27 protein-coding genes are annotated in these 24,043 nt (G+C 64.1%); 13 read left to right on the forward strand and 14 right to left on the reverse strand.

Annotation, left to right across the window (positions count from 1 at the left end; genetic code table 11):
* Positions 1-50: 50 nt before the first annotated feature.
* From K3F49_RS04895 to K3F49_RS04910, 4 genes are all read right to left on the reverse strand, one after another.
* Positions 51-1,787 (reverse strand): methanol/ethanol family PQQ-dependent dehydrogenase, encoded by a 1,737-nt coding sequence (locus K3F49_RS04895; RefSeq protein WP_234679759.1) that lies wholly within the window; start codon positions 1,785-1,787, stop codon positions 51-53.
* Positions 1,788-1,898: 111 nt separating this feature from the next.
* The gene (locus K3F49_RS04900; protein WP_234679760.1) at positions 1,899-2,552 is read right to left on the reverse strand and encodes a QcrA and Rieske domain-containing protein; all 654 of its coding nucleotides are present in this window, start codon (positions 2,550-2,552) and stop codon (positions 1,899-1,901) included.
* Positions 2,553-2,816: 264 nt separating this feature from the next.
* On the reverse strand, positions 2,817-3,281 hold the full coding sequence (locus tag K3F49_RS04905) for a group III truncated hemoglobin (RefSeq protein WP_234679761.1): 465 nt from the start codon (positions 3,279-3,281) through the stop codon (positions 2,817-2,819).
* Positions 3,282-3,420: 139 nt separating this feature from the next.
* On the reverse strand, positions 3,421-4,272 hold the full coding sequence (locus K3F49_RS04910) for a 3-hydroxybutyryl-CoA dehydrogenase (protein WP_234679762.1): 852 nt from the start codon (positions 4,270-4,272) through the stop codon (positions 3,421-3,423).
* Between the two features lie 726 nt (positions 4,273-4,998).
* On the opposite strand from K3F49_RS04910, the gene K3F49_RS04915 reads away from it, so the two are divergent.
* The 7 genes from K3F49_RS04915 to K3F49_RS04945 all read left to right on the forward strand — a co-directional run bounded on the left by K3F49_RS04915 (position 4,999) and on the right by K3F49_RS04945 (position 9,548).
* On the forward strand, positions 4,999-5,163 hold the full coding sequence (locus tag K3F49_RS04915; protein ID WP_234679763.1) for a hypothetical protein: 165 nt from the start codon (positions 4,999-5,001) through the stop codon (positions 5,161-5,163).
* Positions 5,164-5,240: 77 nt separating this feature from the next.
* Positions 5,241-6,551 carry an Nramp family divalent metal transporter gene (locus K3F49_RS04920; protein WP_234679764.1) on the forward strand — a complete coding sequence of 437 codons (1,311 nt, stop codon included), beginning with the start codon at positions 5,241-5,243 and terminating at the stop codon, positions 6,549-6,551.
* A gap of 181 nt (positions 6,552-6,732) precedes the next feature.
* A complete protein-coding gene (locus K3F49_RS04925; RefSeq protein WP_234679765.1) occupies positions 6,733-7,077 on the forward strand; it encodes an ArsR/SmtB family transcription factor in 345 nt (114 codons plus the stop codon).
* 11 nt (positions 7,078-7,088) lie between these two features.
* On the forward strand, positions 7,089-7,559 hold the full coding sequence (locus tag K3F49_RS04930; RefSeq protein ID WP_234679766.1) for an ArsI/CadI family heavy metal resistance metalloenzyme: 471 nt from the start codon (positions 7,089-7,091) through the stop codon (positions 7,557-7,559).
* 11 nt (positions 7,560-7,570) lie between these two features.
* Entirely contained in the window at positions 7,571-7,981 is a 411-nt protein-coding gene (gene arsC, locus K3F49_RS04935) for an arsenate reductase (glutaredoxin) (RefSeq protein ID WP_234679767.1), read from the forward strand.
* Positions 7,981-8,685 carry an aquaporin gene (locus K3F49_RS04940; protein WP_234679768.1) on the forward strand — a complete coding sequence of 235 codons (705 nt, stop codon included), beginning with the start codon at positions 7,981-7,983 and terminating at the stop codon, positions 8,683-8,685. The genes arsC and K3F49_RS04940 overlap by 1 nt, the downstream gene beginning before the upstream one ends.
* A gap of 164 nt (positions 8,686-8,849) precedes the next feature.
* Positions 8,850-9,548, forward strand: a complete 699-nt coding sequence (locus tag K3F49_RS04945; protein WP_234679769.1) for an ABC transporter permease — start codon at positions 8,850-8,852, stop codon at positions 9,546-9,548.
* On the opposite strand, the gene K3F49_RS04950 is transcribed toward K3F49_RS04945, so the two are convergent.
* Entirely contained in the window at positions 9,522-10,331 is an 810-nt protein-coding gene (locus K3F49_RS04950; RefSeq protein ID WP_234679770.1) for a substrate-binding domain-containing protein, read from the reverse strand. The genes K3F49_RS04945 and K3F49_RS04950 overlap by 27 nt on opposite strands.
* Before the next feature lie 248 nt (positions 10,332-10,579).
* On the opposite strand from K3F49_RS04950, the gene K3F49_RS04955 reads away from it, so the two are divergent.
* From K3F49_RS04955 to K3F49_RS04965, 3 genes are all read left to right on the forward strand, one after another.
* A complete protein-coding gene (locus K3F49_RS04955; RefSeq protein WP_234679771.1) occupies positions 10,580-10,852 on the forward strand; it encodes a hypothetical protein in 273 nt (90 codons plus the stop codon).
* Between the two features lie 144 nt (positions 10,853-10,996).
* Positions 10,997-11,851 (forward strand): hypothetical protein, encoded by an 855-nt coding sequence (locus tag K3F49_RS04960; RefSeq protein ID WP_234679772.1) that lies wholly within the window; start codon positions 10,997-10,999, stop codon positions 11,849-11,851.
* A gap of 61 nt (positions 11,852-11,912) precedes the next feature.
* Entirely contained in the window at positions 11,913-12,197 is a 285-nt protein-coding gene (locus tag K3F49_RS04965; RefSeq protein ID WP_234679773.1) for a TonB-dependent receptor plug domain-containing protein, read from the forward strand.
* 14 nt (positions 12,198-12,211) lie between these two features.
* Here the strand turns inward: K3F49_RS04965 and K3F49_RS04970 are convergent, their stop codons facing one another.
* Positions 12,212-13,528: an alpha/beta hydrolase gene (locus K3F49_RS04970; RefSeq protein WP_234679774.1), complete on the reverse strand. Its 1,317-nt coding sequence runs from the start codon at positions 13,526-13,528 to the stop codon at positions 12,212-12,214.
* Here K3F49_RS04970 and K3F49_RS04975 point away from each other — a divergent pair.
* Positions 13,521-13,724: a hypothetical protein gene (locus tag K3F49_RS04975; RefSeq protein ID WP_234679775.1), complete on the forward strand. Its 204-nt coding sequence runs from the start codon at positions 13,521-13,523 to the stop codon at positions 13,722-13,724. The two genes, K3F49_RS04970 and K3F49_RS04975, sit on opposite strands and share 8 nt — an antisense overlap.
* A 69-nt stretch (positions 13,725-13,793) precedes the next feature.
* The gene (blaBJP, locus tag K3F49_RS04980) at positions 13,794-14,684 is read left to right on the forward strand and encodes a BJP family subclass B3 metallo-beta-lactamase (RefSeq protein WP_234679776.1); all 891 of its coding nucleotides are present in this window, start codon (positions 13,794-13,796) and stop codon (positions 14,682-14,684) included.
* Positions 14,685-14,712: 28 nt separating this feature from the next.
* On the opposite strand, the gene K3F49_RS04985 is transcribed toward blaBJP, so the two are convergent.
* The 8 genes from K3F49_RS04985 to K3F49_RS05020 are packed head-to-tail and all read right to left on the reverse strand — an operon-like array spanning position 14,713 to position 23,078.
* A complete protein-coding gene (locus K3F49_RS04985) occupies positions 14,713-15,432 on the reverse strand; it encodes an ABC transporter ATP-binding protein (protein WP_234679777.1) in 720 nt (239 codons plus the stop codon).
* Positions 15,425-16,180 carry an ABC transporter ATP-binding protein gene (locus K3F49_RS04990; protein WP_234679778.1) on the reverse strand — a complete coding sequence of 252 codons (756 nt, stop codon included), beginning with the start codon at positions 16,178-16,180 and terminating at the stop codon, positions 15,425-15,427. Before K3F49_RS04990 ends, K3F49_RS04985 begins: the two co-directional genes overlap by 8 nt.
* The gene (locus K3F49_RS04995) at positions 16,177-17,175 is read right to left on the reverse strand and encodes a branched-chain amino acid ABC transporter permease (RefSeq protein ID WP_234679779.1); all 999 of its coding nucleotides are present in this window, start codon (positions 17,173-17,175) and stop codon (positions 16,177-16,179) included. Before K3F49_RS04995 ends, K3F49_RS04990 begins: the two co-directional genes overlap by 4 nt.
* A complete protein-coding gene (locus tag K3F49_RS05000; protein ID WP_234679780.1) occupies positions 17,172-18,047 on the reverse strand; it encodes a branched-chain amino acid ABC transporter permease in 876 nt (291 codons plus the stop codon). Before K3F49_RS05000 ends, K3F49_RS04995 begins: the two co-directional genes overlap by 4 nt.
* A 12-nt stretch (positions 18,048-18,059) precedes the next feature.
* Entirely contained in the window at positions 18,060-19,301 is a 1,242-nt protein-coding gene (locus K3F49_RS05005; RefSeq protein WP_234679781.1) for an ABC transporter substrate-binding protein, read from the reverse strand.
* 23 nt (positions 19,302-19,324) lie between these two features.
* Positions 19,325-21,700 carry a xanthine dehydrogenase family protein molybdopterin-binding subunit gene (locus K3F49_RS05010; protein WP_234679782.1) on the reverse strand — a complete coding sequence of 792 codons (2,376 nt, stop codon included), beginning with the start codon at positions 21,698-21,700 and terminating at the stop codon, positions 19,325-19,327.
* The gene (locus tag K3F49_RS05015) at positions 21,697-22,221 is read right to left on the reverse strand and encodes a (2Fe-2S)-binding protein (protein WP_234679783.1); all 525 of its coding nucleotides are present in this window, start codon (positions 22,219-22,221) and stop codon (positions 21,697-21,699) included. The genes K3F49_RS05010 and K3F49_RS05015 overlap by 4 nt, the downstream gene beginning before the upstream one ends.
* On the reverse strand, positions 22,218-23,078 hold the full coding sequence (locus tag K3F49_RS05020) for an FAD binding domain-containing protein (RefSeq protein WP_234680573.1): 861 nt from the start codon (positions 23,076-23,078) through the stop codon (positions 22,218-22,220). The genes K3F49_RS05015 and K3F49_RS05020 overlap by 4 nt, the downstream gene beginning before the upstream one ends.
* Positions 23,079-23,330: 252 nt before the next feature.
* Between K3F49_RS05020 and K3F49_RS05025 the strand changes: the two genes are divergently transcribed.
* Positions 23,331-23,951, forward strand: a complete 621-nt coding sequence (locus tag K3F49_RS05025) for a TetR/AcrR family transcriptional regulator (RefSeq protein ID WP_234680574.1) — start codon at positions 23,331-23,333, stop codon at positions 23,949-23,951.
* Positions 23,952-24,043: the final 92 nt, after the last annotated feature.

Raw genomic sequence — 24,043 nt, forward strand, 5'->3', positions numbered from 1 at the left:
GCACTCGCCACCCCCCTGCTTGCTCCGCCTACTTCGATCCGCCGCGGAGCTTACTTCTTCAGCGCGAACACCCAGATCACGCCGCCTTGCGGCACATTGGACTCGATGCCGATGTTGTTGGTCGCGAGCGCGTCCTGGATGCGCTGCGCGTCCACGCCCCAGCCCGACTGGATCGCGATGTATTGCGTGCCGTCGATCTCATAGGACATCGGCATGCCCATGATGCCGGAGTTGGTCTTCTGCTCCCATAACACCTCGCCCGTCTTGGCGTTGAAGGCGCGGAAGTTGCGGTCGTTGGTGCCGCCGGCGAAGACGAGATCACCCGCGGTCGCCGTCACCGAGCCGAACAGCTGCGACTTCGGGAAGTTGTGTTGCCAGACCTTCTTGCCCGTGGCGGGATCCCAGGCCTGAAGCTCGCCGAAATGATCCGCGCCGGGCTTCGCCTTCAACCCGATGTCCTCCGGCTTGGTGCCGAGCCAGAGCTCGCCTGGCTTGAGCGCGATTTTCTCGCCGGTAAAGCCGCCGCAGAAGTTCTCGTTCGCGGGCACGTAAACGAGGCCGGTCTTCTGGCTATAGGCCGCCGACGGCCAATCCTTGCCGCCCCACAGTGACGGACAGAACTCGACGCGCTTGCCGACCACCGGCTTATGCGCGGGATCGAGGATCGGCTTGCCGTTCTCGTCGATGCCCTTCCAGACGTCGGTCGAGACGAACGGCCAGCCGGCGATGTAGTTGATCTTGGTCGGCGTGCGCTCGAGCACCCAGAAGATCGCGTCGCGGCCAGGATGGACCAGGCTCTTGATGCTGCGGCCATCACGCTGGAGGTCGATCAACATCGGCGCGTCGACCTCGTCCCAGTCCCATGAATCGTTCTGGTGGTACTGATGATAAGTCTTGATCTTGCCGTTGCCTGGATCGAGCGCGAGCACCGACGACGTGTAGAGATTGTCGCCGGGATGCATCTCACCGGGCCACGGAGCGGCATTGCCGACGCCCCAATAAACCGTCTTGGTATCCTTGTCGTAGGTCCCGGTCATCCAGGCCGAGCCTCCGCCGTTCTTCCAGTCGTCGCCCTGCCAGGTATCGTGACCGGGTTCGCCTTCGCCGGGAATGGTGAAGGTTCGCCACAGCTCCTTGCCGTCCTTGGCATCATAGGCGGCGACATAGCCGCGCACGCCGAACTCGCCGCCGGAGCCGCCGACGATGACCTTGCCGTCGACGATCAACGGCATCAGGGTCATGTACTGGCCCTTCTTGTAATCCTGCACCTTGGTGTCCCACACCACCTTGCCGGTCTTGGCGTCGAGCGCGACGACATGGTCGTCGGTGGTGGCGAGATAGAGCTTGTCCTCCCACAGGCCGACGCCGCGACTGGTCGGATGCAGCTGGAACAGATCGTCGGGGAGCTGCCGCTTGTAGCGCCAGTATTCATCGCCGGTTTTCGCGTTTAGCGCGATCACCTGCCCCATCGGTGTCGCCACAAACATCACGCCATTGTTGACGATCGGCGGCGCCTCGTGGCCTTCGACCACGCCGGTTGCAAACGTCCAGACCGGCGTGAGATCCTTGACGTTGGAGGTGTTGATCTGGTCGAGCGGGCTATAACCCTGCCCGTCATAGGTGCGCCGGTAGAGCATCCAGTTACCCGGTTCCGGATTCTCAAGGCGCTGCTGGGTGACTGGCGCATAGCTCTCGATTGGGCCGGCGATCGCGGCGGTCGATGCGACACACGTGAAGGCGACGAAGCCGGACAACAGTAATTGCTTCCTGGACGTACAGGTTTTCATGGACGTTCCCCTTTTTCATCCGTTTGAATTCTTTTTGAGTTCTTGTCGTTCGTCCCGACGTCCGCCCTTCGGCGGATGCGGCCTCTCGCGACGCGGGCACATACCGCACCGTCATCCCTGCTGCGCGCCACCTACCTTTCCGATGAATCCGCCTGCGACGCTGAGCGAACCGTCAGCGAGCGCCAGCGGCAGCGCGGCAAGGCGCCGCGGCGCCGGCCCAAACACCACCTGCGCGCCTTCGCGTGGATCGTATTCGGAGTTGTGGCACATGCACTTGAGCACCTCCTTGTCGCCGACGTCGCTCTTGACCCAGGCGGTGACAGGACAGCCGGCATGGGAGCAGATCGCCGAATAGGCCAGGATGCCGTCGACGGCACGCGCGCGCGTCTGCTCGTCGAGCTCGGCGGGATCGAGGTTGATGATCAGGATCTCGTTGAGCCGCGAGGCGCTACGCACGACCGATGTCTTGGGATCCTGCGGCCAGGCATGGACAGGCGGCCCGCCGCGCGGAAGATCAGCCGCTTTGATCAGCTTTCCTTCGCTGTCGCCTTCGGAGAAGACGAGAAGATCGCCCTTCTGCGGACGTTCGTCAGAGCCGCGCGGATCTTCGCCGGCACGCGCCTGCGCAGAACAGCCAAGGCAGGCAGTGGTGGCGAGCGCAGCGAGCAGCAGCGTTCGCCGCGTTTGCTCCGCGCCCGCGTCGGCTTGGGACTCCCCAATAATCTCGGAGAATGAAGACGGAGTGTTGAACGATGTGCGCGACATGCACGTTAGCAGGCGCTGCAAGTCAGCCGAAATGAAGGCGCAGATTTGGCGCCGCAGTGCACCAATATGACCTTACTCGCTTTGATTGAACACGATTGCGCGCATTCAAACGCTTTTTTGTGATTTCAACGTCATGCCGCGCGAGCCGCATGATGATTTTGCAGATCAGGCCGATGATGTCGGAATTGGTGCAACGCGCTATCGGCCGCGCAACGCAACCGCAAGGCGATTCAACTGCACGTTTTGCAAGCAGGCCTGTCGTGTTCAGGATCGCAGCACGTGACGCGGCGCGGCGATGCGGCCGGCAATGGTGGCCGACGCCATCTCAAAGCTGTCGGCGATGCGACGCGCCCTGTCGATAATGAGTGCGGCGGCCGGCGGCGGACAGACTTCGCGCGCCGTCTGTTCGAACAGATCGAGCCAACGGTCGAAATGATCGCCGACCAGGCTGAGCGGCATATGTGCCCGCATCGGCGAGCCGTGGTACCGCCCGCTCATCAGCACCACCGACGACCAGAAGCCCCTGAGCTTGGCGAGGTGCTCGTCCCAATCCTGCACGATCGCGAACACCGGTCCGAGCAGCGCATCCTCGCGGACGCGTCCGTAGAAACGGGTGACAAGTTCCCCGATCATCTCCTCGGTGATCCCGGTGCGCTCGATCGCATCCTGGGTCAGCAGGTTCCGCCGTTCGGCCGCAGCTTCCCGCTCGGCCTTCAGTCGATCAGACATATCCTTCGTTTTCCGTTCAATTGTTCCCGCGGAGCCGCCCGTTCGACATCGTCGGGCCAATTGCGCTCGGCGTCTTTGTCGCAGCGCAAATTGCGGGATCGAACGGCGGGTGTCGGAGCACCCGCCGCCCGCGCCGAGATCAGGCGCCGTATGTATAAAAGCCCTGCCCGGTCTTGCGGCCGAGATGGCCGGCATCGACCATTTCCTTGAGCAAGGGGGCCGGACGGTATTTGGGGTCGTTGAAGCCTTTATAAAAGACCTCCATCACCGAGAGCATGGTGTCGAGGCCGACCAGATCGGCCAGCGCCAGCGGCCCGATCGGATGGTTGCAGCCGAGCTTCATGCCGGCGTCGATTTCTTCCGCGGTCGCGATCCCCTCCTGGAGCGCGAAGATCGCCTCGTTGATCATCGGGCACAGGATGCGGTTGACGGCGAAGCCGGGGCTGTTCTTGGCGGTGATTGCCACCTTGCCGACGCGCTGGGCGAAATCGAGCGCCTTGGCGTGGGTGTCGTCCGAGGTCTGCAAGCCACGGATGAGCTCCAGCAGCGCCATCACCGGAACCGGGTTGAAGAAGTGCATGCCGATGAAGCGATCGGGACGATCGGTCGCCGCGGCAAGCTTGGTGATCGAGATCGACGAGGTGTTGGTGGCAAGCAGCGTGCGCGGCGATAGCGTGGCGCAGAGATCTTTCAGGATCTTGACCTTGAGCTCCTCGTTCTCGGTGGCGGCCTCGATGACGAGATCGCAATCGGCAAGCTTGGCACGGTCCGTTGTGCCGGTGATGCGCTTGAGCGTCGCCTCGCGATCGGCCGCCGACATCTTCTCCTTCTTGACCAGGCGCTCGAGGCTGCCGCCGACGGTCGAGATGCCGCGGTTCACCGCGGCATCGGAGATGTCGACCATCACAACCGAAAGCCCGGCTGCGGCGCAGATCTGGGCGATGCCGTTGCCCATGGTCCCTGCTCCGATGATGCCAACGATATTGATCATAGAATGACGTCCTTCTCGTTGAGCGAGCCCGGCCTCTGCGGCGACGCGCCCGGTTTGACCTGAATTTCGAGCCGCGGCGCCTGAGTGCTGCGCCGCATCCAGGCTCTTCCTTAAAGCATCCGTGGCGAGAATAAAGTCGCCTTTCCGCTCGCAATAGGCATGATTTCGCGGTCTCGCGACCTTTTCGGCCCGAGTCTTGCGGCTCGTTCCGCCCCCGGGAATGCCGAGGGCGCAGGGAAGGCCGGGCGCCGGCTGGCACCCGCGGTTCGCTGTGCGTGTGTAGCGCAAAAGGACGCTGCACAGCGACGTACAGGGCAGCCAGGACATCCCGACCTTCCCTGCGCGAGTGGTTTGACGGCTTATGCCGTGCCCTCCCCGGAGCCGAATTCCCTTGGCCTCCGTCGCCTTGCGAAAAGTTGACGGCGAGGGGCCGGTTGGCCCGCTGCCGCCTTCCGCAAGGCTTGACTGTAGCGACGACAGTCAGGACCACACGGTTTTGCCGTACGCAACGCGCGTCGTTCGTCACACGCAGCCAGGTGCTCACGAGGTTCGGCTCAATCCTCCGCTCGCCCTGCTCCCGACCCTTACGTGTCGACGCGCCCGCGTCCACCGCAACTCACCCACGTACCGGACGACTCGCGATCCGTCCCTCGTGCCGGGTGAGGTGACACGACACATACGCTAATTCCGAATTTCGGTAAAGCGAAATATTTTTGCGATATCGGATTGACAATCGAGTCCTCGCTGTCGGCAGACGTGTTTCGCCCGTCGTCGGACGAAATGCCGCATTTGCGGGAGGGCGGCCAGCTCGCAGCCGAATTGCTCGCCACACTTTGCGCCGGGGGCAATTCTCCACTGTTCGACGACTTTGCGATCGATAGGGAGGCTTGAGCCACCACGGCGTCCGCATTTGGAACTTCACGCCGCATTGCTCGGTTGTAGCGCACGGGTGGAGCTGAGGAATAGCAATGGACATGTCGGCGCTCGAGCCAAAGGCGCAAAAGCGCGGCGCTTTTCGCTTGCGGAATTTCTTTTCCACGCTCGGGCCGGGGCTGATCACCGGCGCTTCGGACGATGACCCTTCGGGGATCGGCACCTACAGTCAGGCCGGCGCGCAACTCGGCTTCGGCATCGGCTGGACGATGCTGCTCACCTATCCGCTCATGACGGCTATCCAGGAGATCTCGGCTCGGATCGGGCGCGTCACGGGCCACGGCATTGCCGGCAATGTCTGCCGCAATTTCGGCCCTGTCTATATCTGGAGCCTCGTCCTCCTGCTGTTCGTCGCCAACACCATCAATATCGCCGCCGACCTCGGCGCGATGGCGGATGCCCTCAAGCTCCTGATCGGCGGCCCTGGCATCGCCTATGTCGTGATTTTCGGTGGCGTCTCGGTGCTTGCCCAGATTTTCTTCAACTACGACCGCTACGTCGCCGTGCTGAAATGGCTGACACTCAGCCTGTTTGCCTATGTCATAGCGCTGGCCGTCGTGAGGGTCCCCTGGACCGAGGCACTGAAGGGCCTCCTCATTCCGCAAGTGAGCTGGAACGCCGCGTTCCTCACCACGCTCGTCGCCATTCTCGGCACAACGATCTCGCCATATCTCTTCATCTGGCAGTCCTCGCAGGAAGCCGAAGAACAGCGGATCGACGACGAGAAGGCTCCGCTGAAGAAGGACAGTTCGACGGCACGCGCGGAATTCCGCCGGATCCAGCTCGATACCCTGATCGGCATGGCGTTCTCAAACCTGATCGCAATCTCGATCATCATCACCACGGCCACCACCCTGCATGCGCAAGGAAAGACCGACATCCAAAGCTCGGCGCAGGCCGCGGAGGCGCTGAAGCCGATCGCCGGTCCCTTCGCCGAGCTCATTTTCGCGCTCGGCATCATCGGCACCGGTCTGCTCGCAATTCCCGTGCTCGCGGGCTCGACGGCCTACGCCATCGGCGAAGGCCGCCGCTGGAAGGTCGGCCTTTCGCGCAAGCCCAAGGAGGCGATCGCCTTCTATACGGTGCTTGGTCTCTCCGGCCTTTGCGGCATCGGATTGAATTTTACGCCGATCGATCCGATCAAGGCGCTATATTGGAGCGCGGTCGTCAATGGCGTGCTTGCAGCACCGGTCATGGTGATCCTGATGCTGCTGGTCCGGCGGCCGAAGGTGATGGGCAAACTCGTAGTCACCGGTCCGCTCTATTGGCTGGGCTGGGTCTCGACGATCGCCATGGCCTTCTGCATCGTCGGGATGGTCGCCACCATGTTCATGGGCGCGTCCTGAAACCTCAGCGTCGTTCGCAGCCCGAACACCGATGCATTCCCGAGCGCGTTGCCGGCGAGCGGACCGGACGGGGGCGTGAGACTTTCTTCTCACCTACTGCTTCTCGAAATAGGCGAGACTAACGATACGATCACCCGGAACCGGGTTGACACGCGGCCAACATTTCAATAATCGTTGAAATATGGAAAAGACAGATGCCGTCACGGCGCTTGCGGCGCTGGCGCAGGACAGTCGTCTCGACGTGTTCCGCCTGCTGGTGCAGGCAGGCCCCGAAGGCATGGCTGCAGGTGCGATCGCGGAAACGCTGGATCTCGCACCAAACACGCTGACGTTTCACTTCGACCGGCTACGGATGGCCGGTCTTGCCACGGTCCGACGCGAAGGCCGCTCGATGATCTATGCGGCGCGGTTCGAGACCATGAATGCGCTCGTCGGCTTCCTCACCGAAAACTGCTGTGCCGGCGTATCGTGCGCGCCCACCCCGTCTTCGAAACCTGCGCGAAAGCGCGGCAAAATTTTGGCCTGAAAGGACAGAGCATGAAACGCCTGCACGTTCACGTGTCCGTCGACGATCTCTCCCGCTCCATCGGATTCTATTCGGCCCTGTTCGCAAGCGAGCCTTCGGTGGTGAAATCCGACTACGCCAAATGGATGCTCGAAGACCCCCGCGTCAATTTCGCGATCTCGACGCGCGGACGCACGCCAGGCCTTGATCATCTCGGCATTCAGGTCGAGACCGGCGACGAGTTGCAAGAGGTCTACGCGCGACTGCGCCAGGCCGGCGGCGATATCATTGAACAGGGGCAGACAGCCTGCTGCTACGCCAAGTCGGAAAAGTCCTGGATCGACGATCCCGCCGGCATCGCCTGGGAGACCTTTCACACCACCGGCGAGAGCACCGATTACGGCGACGGCAGCGGCGAGAACCGCGCGCGGGTTGCGCATGAGCAGGCGTCCGCCTGCTGCGCGCCGCAGGCCGCGCCAAAACCGTCACAAGCCTGCTGCTGAAGATGTCGGCGATGGATGCGATCATCTACCACAATCCCGCCTGTGGCACCTCGCGCAACACGCTCGCCATGATCCGGCACGCCGGTATCGAGCCGCACGTGATCGAATATCTCAAGACGCCGCCGTCGCGGGCGTTGTTGCAGCAGCTTGCCGTACGCATGGGCCGTTCCGTGCGTGAGCTGCTGCGCGAGAAGGGCACGCCCTATGCCGAGCTTGGGCTCGACAACGCGGCCCAGACCGACGACCAGCTGCTGAACGCCATGATGGCGCATCCGATCCTGATCAACCGGCCGATCGTGGTCACGCCGAAGGGCGTAAAGCTCTGCCGGCCCTCCGAGCTGGTGCTGGACCTGCTGCCCGCGCAGCAGGGCGAGTTCGTCAAGGAAGACGGTGAGCACGTCCGGCTCGACCGCGGCGCCTGATGCCGAGCCTTGCACAGCGCGCATTTGCGGAATGCCTCGGAACGGCATTCCTGCTCGCCGCCGTGGTCGGCTCGGGGATCATGGCCGAAAGGCTCGCGGGCGGAAACGTCGCGCTTGCGCTCCTGTGCAACACGATCGCCACCGGCGCCATCCTCGTCGTGCTGATCCTGATGTTCGCTTCCGTATCGGGGGCCCATTTCAATCCGGCGGTAACGCTGGCCCTCGCGTCGCGCGGCGAGACGGCCTGGACCGATGCTGCGATCTACATCGCCATGCAGATTGCGGGCGCCATCATCGGCGTATGGATCGCACATCTGATGTTCGGGCTTCCCGTCCTCCAGATCTCGCTGACGGCGCGCAGCGGAGCGGGCCAATGGCTCGCCGAAGCGGTGGCGACCTTCGGCCTGCTGTTGACGATCTTTGGCGTCGCGTCGCGAGCCTCGGCAGCCGTTCCCTACGCGGTCGGCCTGTACATCACATCGGCCTATTGGTTCACGGCCTCGACGTCGTTTGCCAATCCCGCCGTCACCATAGCCCGATCCCTGTCCGACACCTTTGCAGGCATCGCCCCGCAGAACGTGCCGGCCTTCATTGCCGCGCAACTCGTCGGGGCGATCCTCGCCCTTCCGCTCGCGAGCTGGCTGTGGGGCGGAGCCCGCGGGAAGCGGGGTGCACAGCCAATTGCGTCCCAGCAGCCGGGCTGACGCAGACGCGGCAATTGCTCGCGAATGAATAGAGTTTCCAAACCGCTCGTCCCTTGTATTCTCTGGCTGTCAGCACGAGCGGCAGGGACCAGTGTGAAACAACTTCGCAGCGACGACATCGACTATTCCAGGACATGCGGCCCTGCAATGGGGCGCCGGGCCGGATGAACGACTTCGCGCGATCTGTCGTTGCTGCCTTCACGCTGATCGGCGAAGCCGATCCCGAGCTGATCGGCATCGTCGCCCTGTCCGTGCGCGTCAGCCTGACAGCCGGCATCGTGGCACTGCTGATCGGCGCGCCGTTCGGAGCCTTTCTCGCGATCACCCGTTTCCGCGGGCGGCAAGTGGTCATCGTGCTGACAAATGCGCTGCTTGGCCTGCCGCCGGTCGTGGTCGGGCTGGCGCTCTATCTTCTGCTGTCGCGCTCCGGCCCGCTCGGGATCGCCGGCCTGTTGTTCACGCCGGCGGCCATGGTGATCGCACAGACGCTGCTGGCGACCCCCATCGTGGTCGCGCTGGTGCACAGGCCGGCGAGCCTGCTGTGGGTGGAATATGGCGACCTCGCGCGGATCGACGGGCTATCGACGCTGCGCAGCATCGGGCTGCTGTTCGCGCTCGGCCGGACCTCGCTGCTGACGGCCTTTCTCGCGGCGTTCGGACGCGCCATCGCCGAGGTCGGCGCCATCATCATCGTCGGTGGCAACATTCGCGGCTTCACCCGCACGATGACCACCGCGATCGCGCTGGAGACCAGCAAGGGTGACCTGCCGCTGGCGCTCGGACTCGGGCTGATCCTGCTCGCGCTCAGCGTGGCGGTGTCGACCGTCGCCTTCCTGCTAATGGGACGCGTTGGGGAAAAATAGCTGCTCGCCGCCGACCTTGTAGCCGGCGATCGCGCCCTGCCCCCTGGGCGAGACCAGCCAGTCGACGAAGGCCTGCCCGTCCTTCGCCTTCACGTTCGGATGCTTTTCCGGATTGACCAGCATGACGCCGTACTGATTGAACAGACGCTTGTCGCCCTCGGTCAGGATCGCAAGCTCGCCCCGGTTGTTGAACGACAGCCAGGTACCGCGGTCTGACAGAAGGTAGGCGTTCGACGACGACGCCATGTTCAGCGCCGGTCCCATGCCCTGGCCGATCTCGCGATACCAGCTGTCCTTGGCCGTCGCGATGTCGATGCCGGCTTCTTTCCACAATCTCAGCTCGGCCGCATGCGTGCCGGACTTGTCGCCGCGTGAGATGAACGGCGCTTTGGCCGTCGCAATCTTGCGCAGGGCATCAGCGACGTCCTTGTCGCCGGCGATTTTCGCGGGGTCGCTTTTCGGGCCGACGATGATGAAATCATTGTACATCACGTCAAAACGCTTCACGCCCTGCCCTTCGGACATGAACTTGTCCTCGGCCGGCCTGTCATGGACAAACACCACGTCGGCGTCGCCGCGCCGTCCGATGTCCAGCGCCTGGCCGGTGCCGACGGCAACGACCTTCACCTCGATGCCTTCGGCCTTCGAGAACAGCGGCAGCAAATAGCCAAACAGGCCCGACTGCTCCGTCGACGTCGTCGAGGCCACGGTGATGCTGCGGTCCTGCGTGTAGGCGCATGTCGACCAGACCAGAACCGCTGCGATGGCGGCAAGCTTCTTCATTGCGTTTTTCTCACTCCCCAGACGGTTCAAATTAGGCGGGAAGGATAACGCAGGAAAGCCCGACGTGAGCCGATCAGAACGATCCTGTCTTCCGGGGGATCGGGTTCCCGGACCGGTTTGCGAAGCGAACGCCCTCACGCCTGCCTCACGGCCGTTGAACCTCGCGTGAATTGCCGCCCGATCGTGTGGCAGCGCGGAATATCGTCCGGTTCGCCTGATCCATTCGATAGAATGGTTTGGAGCGTCTCATGACCAAGACAAGCATCGTCGCCGCCTTGCGGATCATTTTGTCGCTTGCGATCGCCAGTCCGGCGCAGGCCTGGCCCGGACAGTCATCAAGCATCGACTGCGCGTGGGGCGGCGAACCCACGGCATGCGAAGCGCTCACCATGGCGTTGGTCCACAAGCACGCCGTCGCGCGTCCGCACGTCCGCAAAACCGAGCACGCGCTCATCCCGCATGCGCCAACGCAAGGGCCCGGTCGCGACGAAGATCCGCTCGCATCGATGCATTTCGAATGAACGCCGTGGCAGGCGGGGCTGTGCCGATGTTCTGCAATTGGTCCCGCCTAGATTGACAGGGGTGTGACGGCCGGGGCAGTTTTTCACATTGCTGGCGAATCAGCGATTGCCCTTACGGCCCGAGTACCTCTTGGACAACTCCCAGTGCTTTCGAGACTGATATCGTTGCTGAGCCGCATTCCTGCGGTGAAATGGGCGTTCAACCGGCTTCGGCCCCTGCCGCATAGCGGCAGTCTCGAGGTGGCGCCGATCGCTGCGGATGCAGCGCCCGCCGTCATCGCGGAAGCTGAGAGCGAGACGGTCGATGCGCCCGAACTCGTCAACAGCAACCCGCCTGCGGAACTCCTGACGGCTGTCGAACCCGACGTCATCGAACAGGTCCCGGTCTCGACCGTCGAAGTCGAAGCAGTCGATGCTCCTGAGCCCGTCATCAGCAGCGACGCAGCTCCGGAACATCCGGCCGATGTCGAGCCGGAAGTCGAGGAGTTGGTCTTCATCGCCCCTGTCGAGACGGAGACGGTTTCGGTCGAGCCCTCCGAGCTCGTCACCGAAGACGACCCCCCATCCGTCGCTTGCGTGGAGCTCGAACCGGTTGCCGCTACGGATATCGAGCCCGCGCCGGTGTCGCCCGCCCCGAAGACCGCCAGCGCGCCGAAGGCTCGTGCAAAGGCCGTGGAGCCCGCCGATCGGGTTGCGCTGATCCGGCAACGCTGGGCTGAGACCGGGATCAGGATGTGGAATCCACGGCTGCACGGCACCGGCGATGCCACGCTGAACATCCAGGGGCGCATCGGACTGCTGCCGCCCGAGCCCGGTGAGACGATGCCGCGCTACGACAAGCTCGAATTCAAGATGCTCGGCGGCCAGATCGTCTGCGAAGGCGTGATCGTCGAGGCACCCGTGCATGCGGGCCAGCGCAGCTTCACCCGGCTCGCCGAGCCGCGTGGCACCGATCGCGCGCGCGAGCCGGTACGGGAACGCCAGGCCGCCCTCGCCTGATCCTTTTCCTCTGCGATGACCCCCCATATGCTAAGCTGACGTCCTGGATATGGGAGATCGGATGTCCGCAAAACTGCAAAGCCTGATCGTGATCGTCGCCCTCTGCGTTTCGCAAGGCGCACTTGCCGCCTCCGGAAAACGGCCGCGCCACGTGCATGCGGCGCCGCCCGCCACCGATCCGACCGCGCCCTATAAGGCCAACCGGCTGTCCTCCTCGCGCGGCGAGACCATCCTCGACACGCCCGGCCAGACCACCGTGTTGACGCGGCAGGTGCTCGACGACATGAATGCGACGAGCCTGCGCGACGCCATGCGCTCGACCGCCGGAGTGACGATCGGGCGCTAGGCTGCGCTTCGCGCTCAAGGGATCGGATAACCCTTCCAGACCCACTCCAGCGCTGACGGCAGCGTTTGCGCGATCGTGGGACGATCGACGTGCTTGGCGTTGCGCACGAACAGGAACTGGTAGTGGTAGCCCTTCTCCGCCAGCACCTTTGCCGTCAGCGCGTTGGACAAGGTCCAGTCGTGCATGCCGTCGGGAATGGTCGGATTGGGATAGAACAAATCCTGGTCGCCGCCGAAGAACCAGAAGCGGATCGGCTTGGTCGGCGCGGCGACGATCAGCGGTACGCCGGGCGGCTCGGCCGGCGTCAGCACGCCCGCCTTGGAGATGAGATTGGGCGTGGCCGGTCCCGTCCATGCGCTGTGATATTCCCAGGCGCCGCCGCGCAATGACGGATCGTGCGGCCATTGCTGATTGACCATGGTCGGCGAGAACGCCAGCACGCGGTGATAGAGATCGGGATAAAACCACGCCATGGTGAAGGCTGCCACGCCGCTCGAGCTCAGCCCCATGGTCGCGCGTCCTTCGGGGTTCCTGGTGAGCTTGACGCCGGCGTTCTGCTCGACCAGCGGCAGCACCTCACGCTCGACGAACTGCGCATAGGCGCCCGACACCGCGTCATATTCACGGCCCCGTTGGCTGCCCTGCGCATCCTGCCCGCCATTGCCGATCTGGATCGCGATCATCGGCGGCACGCGGCGCTGCGCGATCAGATTGTCGAGCGTGGTCGGGAGATCCTTGTAGGCAGCGGAGCCGCCGTCGCCGATCACGACGAAGGGCGCCTCGGTGCCGGGTACGTATTGCGCCGGCACATAGACGTCGATCGTGCGCGACCAGATGCCGGGATGGCTGGTGGTGACGATCATGTTCGACTTGTCGTCCGGGGTGGTCACGGTCGTCATGATCGAGGAATTGGTGCAGCCGGCGACGTCGTCGCGGATCAGGCCGGGATTGTAGATCGTGCTCTCCTTCGACGACAGCGTGAACGATTTTGTCGTCCCGCGCGGAACGCCCTCCTTCGCAATGGTCTCGGGCGCAGGATTGTGGGTGGGACCGATGATGAAATTGCCTTCGGCTCCCGGCGGCGGCAAGGTGCCGTCAGGCAGCTCGGTCGCGCGCGGATAGTTCGGATTGGAGGGATCGCGCGTCGGCGGCGTGGTCTTGAAATCGAGGCCGGTGGTGTCGATGAAGAACGGCGCTGCCTTGTCGGTGGTGTTGGCGCCCGGTGGCACGGCCATGTTCTGGGTCACGCAGGCCGGCTGCGCGAAGGCGATCGAAGCGAAGGAGACGAGGGACATCAGCGCCCCTGCGAGGACGGACAATGATTTGGTCATTTCAGCTCCCGATGTTGACGGGTCTTTCTGGCCCGTCTTGACGCAAAGTATGGCGGCCGGCTCGTACGTGGTCAAACGCGGTGGGCGCAGTGCAGCAATCGCCGCCATGCTCAAACCGGACAGCGACCGTTATTCCGCGCATGACGCGGAATTTTTCGAGCATCAGGCCGTTGCTGCTTCACCGCGCAGCATCTAGCGTGCGCCCCGTCGACCAGCGGCCTCGGCCTGCGGTCGCAACGACAACAACAAATCGGGAGGACAATCCATGAGGAAGCTTGCAGCCACGCTATGTGCGCTGGCGCTCTTCGCACCTGTTGCGCAGGCGCAGACCATCAAGGACTTCCTGGCGGCGGTCATGGTGAAGTGGACCGCGCCGTTCGAGCCGTTCCAGCTCATCGACAACATCTACTATGTCGGCACCGACGGCATTGCCGTCTACATCATCAAGACGTCCCAGGGCCTGATCCTGATGGACACGGCGATGCCGCAGTCGACCGGCATGATCAAGGACAACATCGCCAAGCTCGGCTTCAAGGTCGCCGACATCAAATACATCCTCAACACCCACGCCCATCTCGACCACACCGGCGGTTTCGCCGAGATCAAGAAGGAAACCGGCGCACAGCTCGTCGCCGGCGAGCGCGACAAGGCGCTGCTCGAAGGCGGCTATTATCCGGGCGACGAGAAGAACGCGGACCTCGGCTTTCCCCCGGCGAAGGTCGATCGCGCGGTGAAGGAAGGCGACAAGGTCACGCTCGGCGACACCACGCTGACGGCGCATGCGACGCCCGGCCATTCGCCGGGCTGCACCAGCTGGGAAATGACGGTGAAGGACGGCGGCCAGGACCGCGAGGTGCTGTTCTTCTGCAGCGGCACCGTGGCGCTGAACCGGCTGGTCGGCCAACCGACATATCCCGGCATCGTCGACGACTATCGCGCAACCTTCGCCAAGGCCAAGGCGATGAAGATCGACGTGCTGCTCGGGCCCCACCCCGAGGTCTATGGCATGCAAGACAAGCGCGCGCAGCAGATCAAGAACGCCACGCCGAATCCATTCGTCAAGCCGGGCGAGCTTCCGACCTACGCCGCAGGCCTGTCGGAGGATTTCGACAAGGCGCTCGCCAAGCAGACAGCCGCGCTTCAACCGGCAAAGTGATGGCCGGCCAAGGTCGTGGCCCGAGGGCTCACACCGCGCAATAGCGCTCCTGGATGTCCTTGTCCGCGAGCAGTGCCGCGGCACTGCTTTCATGCACGACCTCGCCCTGATCGATGATCACGGCGCGGTCGGCCAGGCGTAAGGCCCACTCGACATTCTGCTCGACCAGCAGCAGCGTCTTGCCTGCGTCGCGCAGGCGGCGGAACAGCACGCCCATCTCCTCGACCAGAACAGGCATGATGCCTTCCGAGGGCTCGTCCAGCAGGATCATCTTGGGGTCGGCAATCAGCGCACGCGCGATCGCCAGCATCTGCTGCTCGCCGCCGGAAAGCGTCACGCCCTCCTGGTCGAGCCGCTCCTTCAGCCGCGGAAACGTCTCGGCGATCTCGTCGATCGCGGCGCGCTCCTCGATCCCGCGTCCGGCCGCGACGAGGCCGAGCCGCAGATTTTCGCGCACAGACAGGCCGGGAACGATGCGGCGCTCCTCGGGCACGTAGGCCAGGCCAAGATGAAAGCGTTGGTGGGCGCGCAGCGGCAAGAGCTCCTTGCCCGCAAAGCGGACGCGGCCCGTCGCCTTGGGCATCAGGCCCATCATCGCGCGCAAGGTCGTGGTCTTGCCGGCGCCGTTGCGACCGACGAGCGCGACCACCTCGCCCTCATTCACGTGCAGGGAGATGCCGTGGAGGATGTGACTCGCATCATACCAGGCATGAAGATCGTTGATTTCGAGCAGCGCAGTCTCAGCCATAGCCTTCACTCTGTCCGAGATAGACCCGGCGGACTTCCGGATTGCTCCTGATGTCGTCGGGCGCGCCGTCCGCCAGCAGCCGGCCGTGATGCAGCACCACGACGCGCTTGGACAGGCCGAGCACCATCTTCATCTTGTGCTCGACCAGCAGCACGGTGCGCTTGTCGGCCAGCCGCTCCAGTAGCGCGACCATGTCCTTGGTCTCTTCAGGACCCATGCCGGCGGTCGGCTCGTCCAGCAGCAGAAGCTCCGGCTCCGAGACCAGCGCAATCGCGATCTCCAGCGCGCGCTGCTGGCCGTGCGAGAGGAATTTGGCAAGCTCGCCAAGCTTGCCGAGCAGGCCGACGGCGTCGAGTGCGGCGTCGGCCTTGGCATTGAGCTCCGGCAACCGCGCGCGGTTGCGCCAGATGTCGTAACTCACCGTGAGCGCCTGCGCCGCCACGCGCACGTTCTCGTGCACGGTGAGGTCCGGGAAGATGTTGGTAATTTGGTACGAGCGCGAGATGCCCTGATGCACGAAACGGTGTTGCGGCAGGCCGTTCAGCTCGCGGCCCCGGAAGTGCAGCCTGCCGGAGCTCGGCCTCAGTGCGCCGGAGAGGATGTTGAAGAACGTGCTCTTGCCTGCGCCGTTCGGCCCGATGATCGAGGTCAACTGTCCCGCAGCAAAGGACACGGTGATGTCCTCGAGCGCGGTGAAGCCACCAAAGCGCTTGCCGATGCCGTCGGCGCGAAGCAGCTCGCCACTCATCGCCGCGCCTTTCCGATGCCAAGCGTGTCGAGCAGCGTGCCCCAGATCCCCTTGGGCAGGAACAGCACGAACAGCACGAAGATCGCGCCGACAAAGATCTGCCAGTGCGGCGTCCAGACCGAGATGACGTCCTCCAGGATCAGGAACGTGGCGGCGCCGACGAAGGGCCCGAAGAAGCTGCGGGCGCCGCCAAGCAGTACCATCATCACGATCATGCCTGACGTCTGGTAGTGCAGAATATCCAGCGGCACGATCGACAGATGCAACGCCAGCATGCAGCCGCCGAGCGAGGAGATCGCGCCCGACAACATGAACACGATCAGCTTGCTACGCTCGACATTGTAGCCACAGGCCCGCGCCCGCTGCTCGTTCTCCCGGATCGCCTCGATCACCGCGCCGAACGGCGAGTTCAGGATTCGTGACTGGAACCACATGGCCAAAGCGGCGAGTGCCATCAGCACGTAATATTTGTTGACGGGATCGAGGAAGTTGACCGAGAGGCCGAACAGGCTGATGCGGTCGACGGTGAAGCCGCGCAGGCCGTTCTCGCCGCCGGTGAAGGACGAGGCCTGCAGCGCTACGTAATAGACGAGCTGCGCCAGCGCGAGCGTGACCATAGCGAAATAGATGCCACGGGTGCGCGTCGAGACGATTCCGATTGCGGCGGCAAGGCAAGTGCTGAGCAGCACCGCAATCGCGACCGCCAGGAACCAGGGCACGCCATAGCGGCCGATCGCGATCCCCGTGAAATAGGCACCGGCGCCGAAAAAAGCGGCCTGGCCGAACGACAACAGCCCCGTGTAGCCGAACAGCAGATTATAGCCCATCACCACGACGCCGTAGATCAGGACGTTCACAGCCAGCGCCTGCGACGGCAGCAGCCATGGCAGCACCGCCAGCACCGCGACCGACATCAGCACGCGCTGCTCGAGAAGCCAGCTGAGGCTGCCGGACGCAGGTTTGGCGACCGCCTCGCCGCTCGATGGTGAAGTCACGCGGTCCTCCCTCTCACGCCGAACAGGCCTTGCGGGCGGATCAGCAGAACCACGGCCATCAGAGCGAACATGACGATGGTCGCCATTTCCGGCGCGAACAGCGCGACCAGGCTGATGGAAACGCCCACCATGAGACCGGCGACGACGGCACCTACGATCGAGCCGAGGCCACCGATCACGGTCACCACAAAGGCCTCCGCCAGCACCAGCGAGCCCATTTCCGGATTGACGCTGCGCATGGGACCCGCGAGCACGCCGCCGAGCGCGGCGAGCCCGACGCCGAGGCCGAAGATCGCAAGCCAGACCCTGCCGATATCCACACCAAGCACCTGCATGATCACAGGATCGCGGGCGCCGGCGCGCACGATCAGCCCGATGCGGGTCTTCTCCAGCGTCAGCCACAGCACCAGCAGCACCACCGCCACCAGCGCGATGACGAACAGGCGGTAGCGCGGGAAGAAGCCGATGCCGAGATCGAGCACGCCGACCAGCTGCGGCGGGGTCGGAAACGGGATGCCGTCGCTGCCGAACACGATGCGCACGCCCTCGACCAGGATGTAGCTGAGGCCGAAGGTCAGCAGCAGCGGATCGTCGATCGAGCGCCCATAAAGCCTGCGGATCAGGACAAACTCGATCAGCATGCCGAAGACGCCGATCAGGATGGGTGCCAGCAGCAATCCCCACCAGAAGCTGCCGGTGAGGGAAGCCACATAAAGCCCCGCATAGGCCCCGATCATGAACAGCGCGCCGTGGGCGAAATTGACCACTCCGAGCATGCCGAACACGATCGTCAATCCAAGCGCAGTGATCACCAGGACCGCCCCAAGGGCGATCCCGGAAAGAAGCTGCATGATGATCAGCGACAGGTCCATCGTGACAGCGCTTTAAGTCGCGTGGCCGAGCTCGCTGCAGCTGCGCAGCATCTCGTCCGAGCCCGAATCGTTGGCGACGATCGCGAACAGATCGTTGTCGGTGGCCATGGCCGACTTCTTCTTAGACTCCAGCACCAGCACCGACTGCACCGATTGGTGGTCGCATTTGCGGAAATGCTGCGGACCCTTGGTCAAATCGTATTGCAGCTTCTCCAGGGCATCAACGACCTTGTCGGTCTCGGTGCCACCCGCGGTCTGCATCGCGGCCAGCAGCGATCCGACGCCGGAATACCCGTAGGCGCCGTAGTCGGTCGGGATCGCGCCACCATTGGCGGCCTTGAACGCCGCGTTGAAATCGGCGGCCGTCTTGTTCTGCGTCTCCAGACCCCAATAGTAGTTGGCGCCGCCGACCACGCCCTCGAACACGTCGGGGCCGACCGCGAGGCGCTGGTTATGCAGAATGACGGGCACGACGATCTTCATCTGCTGCTTCACGCCGAAATCGACCGCCTGCTTGATCGCATTGGCCTGGTCGCGGCCGAAATTGGAGATGCAGAGCACGTCCGGCCGCATCGACATCAGGCGCGGCATGAAGGTGGAGTAATCGGCCGCGCCGAACGGATGCAAGATCTCGCCGACATTGTCGGCGCCGATCGCAGCCTGCGCGCGCTTGAAGCCGCGCAGCATTTCGTGGCCGTAGGCATAATCCGCGACGAGGTGGGCGACCTTCATGCCCTTCTTCAGGGTCTGCCGCGCCACGGCTGATGTCGTCATGTGGGGGTTCAGCGCCTCATGGAAGGTGTATTTGCTGAAATCCTTGGCCTCGTTGATGGTGTCGGACTGGCTGATCGACACGTAGATCACGCCGCGGGCGCGGGTGACTTCGTTCACCGCGAGCTGCACGGCACTGGAGAGCGCGCCAACCACAGCATGAACCTTGTCCTTCTCGATCAGCTCCAAGGTGCGGGTCGCGGCTTCGCCGGCATTGAGCTTGTCGTCGCGCACCAGGAGCTCGACCTTGCGGCCACCGATGCCGCCCTTGTCGTTGACGAGCTTGACCGCGAGCTCGGCGCATTTGACCTGATCGCGCGCTTCCGCAGCGAATGGGCCAGTCAGCGGGGTCGGAAAGCCGATGCGGATCGTCTCATCCGCTGCGCGGCCGAGCCGCGGCATGGCGAGCATGGCCGCGCTGGCCGAGAGGCCGGCGAGTGCGGTGCGGCGGGTTAGTTTCGGGGTCGAACGGGATTTGGGCATGATTTCCTCCAACTGTCTTTTTTCTAGAAGCGCTTCAGAGCGGTCAGGACTTTTATGGGCGTGATCGGAATAGAACTGATCGTGGCATCGAACGGCGTGAGCGCATCGTTCACGGCGTTGAGCACGCAGGCGGACGCCGCTGCGGTACCAGCCTCGCCGACCCCCTTGGCGCCGAGTTCGGTGTCAGCGGTCGGCGTCTCGACATGCGCGATCATGATGTCCGGCATCTCCATCGGCATCGGCACGAGATAGTCGGCGAGCGAGCCGTTCATGAGCTGGCCGGTGTCGCTATAGCGGCATTCTTCGAACAGAGCCGCCCCGAGCCCCTGCACGATGCCGCCGCGAAGCTGCTCATCCACCAGCATCGGATTGATGACGCGGCCGCAATCCTCGACGATGAAATGCTTCAGCATCTTGATGAAGCCGGTCTCGACATCGACCTCCAGCGAGCAGCCCTGGATGCCGTTGGTGAAGGCGAAGGGATAGCCCTGCGGCGCGAAGTGGTGGCTGACCGTGAGCTGCGGCTGCGTCCCCGGGGGCAGCGTGTCCGACCGAAAATAGGCGATGCGTGCGATCTCGGAGATCGGCAGGCGGTGCTGCCGGGTCGCCGCGTCGACGACCTGGCCGTCGATGATGTCGAGCGCAGACGGCTGGGCCTGGAGGATGAGCGCGGCGATCTCAAGAATGTTGCGCTTGAGCACGCGGGTTGCCTGGAGCGCGGTCTCGCCGCCGATGCCGGCACCACGACAAGCCCAGGTGGCGCCGCCATGCGGCGTAACTTCGGTATCGCCAGTGATGACCTTCACTTGGTCTTGCGCAATACCGAGCTGGTCGGCCACGATCTGGCTGATGATCGCCTCGGTGCCCTGCCCCTGCTCGGTGACGGAGATCAGGCAACGCACCTCGCCCGAGGGCGTCAGGCTGAGAGTCGCGCCATCCTGCGAGGAGATGCGGGCTCCGCCGACGCCATAGAAGGCCGGGCCCGGATTGGTGATCTCGATGAAGGTCGCAATCCCGATGCCGCGATAGACACCGCGCTTGCGCAAGTCGGCCTGTTCGGCACGCAGCGCGTCGTAGTCCATCATCTCGTGCAGGCGCTTTAGGCAGGCTTGATGCGACAGCGCCTCGAAGCGGTAGCCCGTCGGCGAAGTCTGCGGATAGGAATCGTCGGCGATCACGTTCTGCGCGCGGATCGCGAAAGGATCGAGGCCGACCTTGGCAGCGGCCATGTCGACCAGCCGCTCGGTAACGGCGCAGGCGATGGGATGGCCAACGGCGCGGTATTGGCTGGTCTGCACCTTGTTCTGGAAAAGCACTTCCAGCGTGGCGCGATAGTTCTTGAAACGATATGGACCGCCCATCAGGCGAATGACCTGGTTGCCCTCGACCACGCTGGTGCGCGGATAGGTCGAGAATGCCCCGATCGCGGTCAGGTCCAGCACGTCCATCGCCAAAATCTCGCCCTTGGCATCGAGCGCCATGCGGGCGCGGACGCGATGGTCGCGGGCGTGGATGTCGGAGATAAAGGACTCGATGCGGTCGGCGACGTATTTGACCGGACGGCCGAGCAGGATCGAGAGGCCGACCACCGCCATGTCCTCGTGATAGACATGCAGCTTCATCCCGAAGGAGCCGCCGATGTCGGTTGCGATCACGCGAACGCGGGCCTCGGGGATGCCGTAGTGACGCGAATAGAGGTCCTGGAACTGATACGGCGTCTGCGTCGCATGATGCACGGTGAGCATGCCAGCGGACGGATCGTAATCGGCAACGATGGCGCGCGGCTCCAGCGTCACCGCGGTGTGGCGGCCGAAGGAGAATTCTTCCTCCACCACATGGGCGGCATTGGCGAACGCATCGTCGACAGTGCCGTTGTCGAGCTGGCTGCGGAAGCAGACGTTGCTGGCGCTGCCGGGATTGATCAGGGGACCGCCGGCTTGGCGCGCGGCATCGATGTCGACGATCAGCGGAAGATCTTCGTAGTCGATCGCGATCAGCTCCAGCGCATCCTCGGCAATCGCCCGGCTCTCCGCAACGACGGCAACCACCGCCTGCCCGGCCCAGACCACGCGGTCCAGCGGCAGCGGCCATTGCGGCGTGGAGGTCATGCCCTTGAAGTGATCGAGCGTCCCTATCCAGGGCGTGCAGATCTTTGCGAGATCGGCCCCGGTCGCCACGAGATGCACGCCTTCGAGGGCGCGCGCTTCCTCGGTGTTGATCGCAACGATCCTCGCATGCGCATGTGGGCTGCGCAGGAACGCGGCGTAGAGCATGCGCGGCAGCTTGAGGTCGCTGATATAGCGTCCACGTCCAGCCAGCAGGCGCTTGGCGTTGGGCCGCGGCACCGAGCGACCGACATAGGAGTTGGGACGATCGAGCGAGGTCAGTGGCGCGCTCATGTCGTGCCCCCGGCTTCACTGCGCGCCTTGGCAACGGCGTCGATCGCATCGACGATCGCCTCGTAGCCGGTGCAACGGCAGTAATTGCCTGACAGCGCGTCGCGGATGTCCTCGCGGCTCGGCCGCGCCACCTGCGAGAGCAGCTCCTGCGCGTTGACCAGCATGCCCGGCGTGCAGAAGCCACATTGCAGCGCGTTACGGCGGTGGAATTCGGCCTGAAGGTCGGCGATCACGCCGCTCTCCGTGAGGCCTTCGATGGTGTTGATCTCAGCGCCATCGGCTTGCACGGCGAACATCAGGCAAGAATGGACGGCGCGGCCGTCGAGCTGCACGAGGCAGGCGCCGCAGGCACCCATCTCGCAGCCGGCATGGGTGCCCGTCAGCTCCAACGCGTTACGGAGGCAATCGACCAGCGTCTCGCGCGGCGCGACCTCGCAGGCGACCCTGCGGCCGTTGACGACAAAGCGGACCCGCACGGTCTCGTCGGCCCCATCCAGCATGGACTCGTCGAAACCGCTCATACGCCCTCCTTCAGGCGTCCGAGCAGGCGACCCAGCAGCACGCGAGCGAGATGCAGCCGCATCGCCGGCGGCACCTCATCGCTGTCAGGCGGTGCGAGATCGCCATCGAGCGCGGCTTGGGCGGCGGCGATGCGCTCCGCATCGAGGTTCGATCCGATCAGGGTGGCTTCTGCGCCCTTCACCCGCGTTGGCGTGTTGCCGACCGAGAAGAAGGAGATGCGGATGTCGTCGATGCGCTCGCCGGTGCAAGTGGCAAGCATGCCGCAGCCGACCAGCGCGTAGTCGCCGCGCCGGCGCGTCAATTCGTCGAAAGCAAAGCGCTGGTCGGCCTTGAACAGCGGGACGTAAACCGCGGCGATCAGCTCACCCGGCTGCAGCGCCGTCTCGAACAGATCAAGAAAGAAGTCGTCGGCTTTGACGCGGCGAGTGCCAGTGGCGCCGGCGATCTCAATCTCCGCCTCGAGCGCCAGCGTCATCGCCGGAAACTCGGAGGCGGGATCGGCGAGCGCGACGCTGCCGCCAAAAGTGCCGCGATTGCGGATCGCGGGATGAGCGACGAAGGGAGCGGCCGCATGCAGCAGCGGCGCGAATTCGGCAATCAGCGGCTCGCTCAGCATCTCGCAATGGCGCGTCAGTGCGCCGATGCGCAAATAGCCGCCCTCACGCCTGACGCCGCGCAACTCGTCGATGTGGGTGATGTCGATCAGGAGCCGCGGCGCCTGCAGCCGCAGCGACAGCGCCGGCACGAGGCTCTGGCCGCCGGCGATGAAGCGCACGTCGTCACCAGCGCGCGCATGAGCATCCAGCGCCTGGTCAATCGTGGCAGCACGAAAATAGCTGAAAGCCCTCGCCTTCACCGCCGCTTCCTCGATATCCATCGGCTCATCAGCCGGGATGCCAGATTTGTAACCATCTGGTCTCAAAATCCTGACACGCCGCCAGGGAGCGGTCAACAGGAAATGACCATTTGGTCACAAATGCACCTTTAGGCTAAGAAGGCGGACGAGATCGCGATTCACGGTAAAATGGCGAAGAAGACGCAGAAGATTGCGAAACGACCGCGGCAGCGGACCGAGACGCGTGAGACGTCCGCGCCAAAGCGCCGCAACATGCGCGCGCCCGACCGCGAGCGCGCGATCCTCGACGAGGCGATCCGCTTCTTTGCCGAGCGCGGCTTCGAGGGCCAGACCCGCGAACTGGCAAAACGCATGGGCATCACCCATTCGGCGATCTATCGCCACTTCCCGAGCAAGGAAGCGCTGATCGAGCGGGTCTATCAGGAGGTCTATCTCAGCCGCTGGTCCCCCGATTGGGGTCCGCTGATCCGCGACCGCTCACTCTCGCTGGAGGCGCGGTTGACGCGCTTCTATCTCGACTATGTCGAACGCGTGTTCGAATACAATTGGGTGCGGATCTTCGTATCGTCCGGCATGAAATCGTTCGGCATCACCGGCCGCTATCTCGACATCGTGCGTCGCGAGATCATCGAGCCCGCGGCGGCCGAGTTACGCCACGACTTGAAGCTGCCAGACGCGAAGGCTCATCCGCTCGGCGAACGCGAGACCGAGCTGTTCTGGGGCCTGCACGGCCGCATCTTCTATCTCGCGATCCGCAAATTCATCTACGAGACGCCGATCCCGTCCGATCTCGACGCGATCGTGCGCGACGCCGTCCAGACTTTCATGGACGGCGCGAAGACGACGATGCCGAAGCTCCTGGTGCGCGGCTAGAGCCGTTTCCGTTCCGATGGAATCGGAACGGGGCTCTAGTTTCTTGTTTTGACGCGTTTTCTTTACGCGAACTGGTATCCACTTCGCTCGAA

Source organism: Bradyrhizobium monzae (assembly GCF_021458635.1).
Classification (GTDB): domain Bacteria; phylum Pseudomonadota; class Alphaproteobacteria; order Rhizobiales; family Xanthobacteraceae; genus Bradyrhizobium.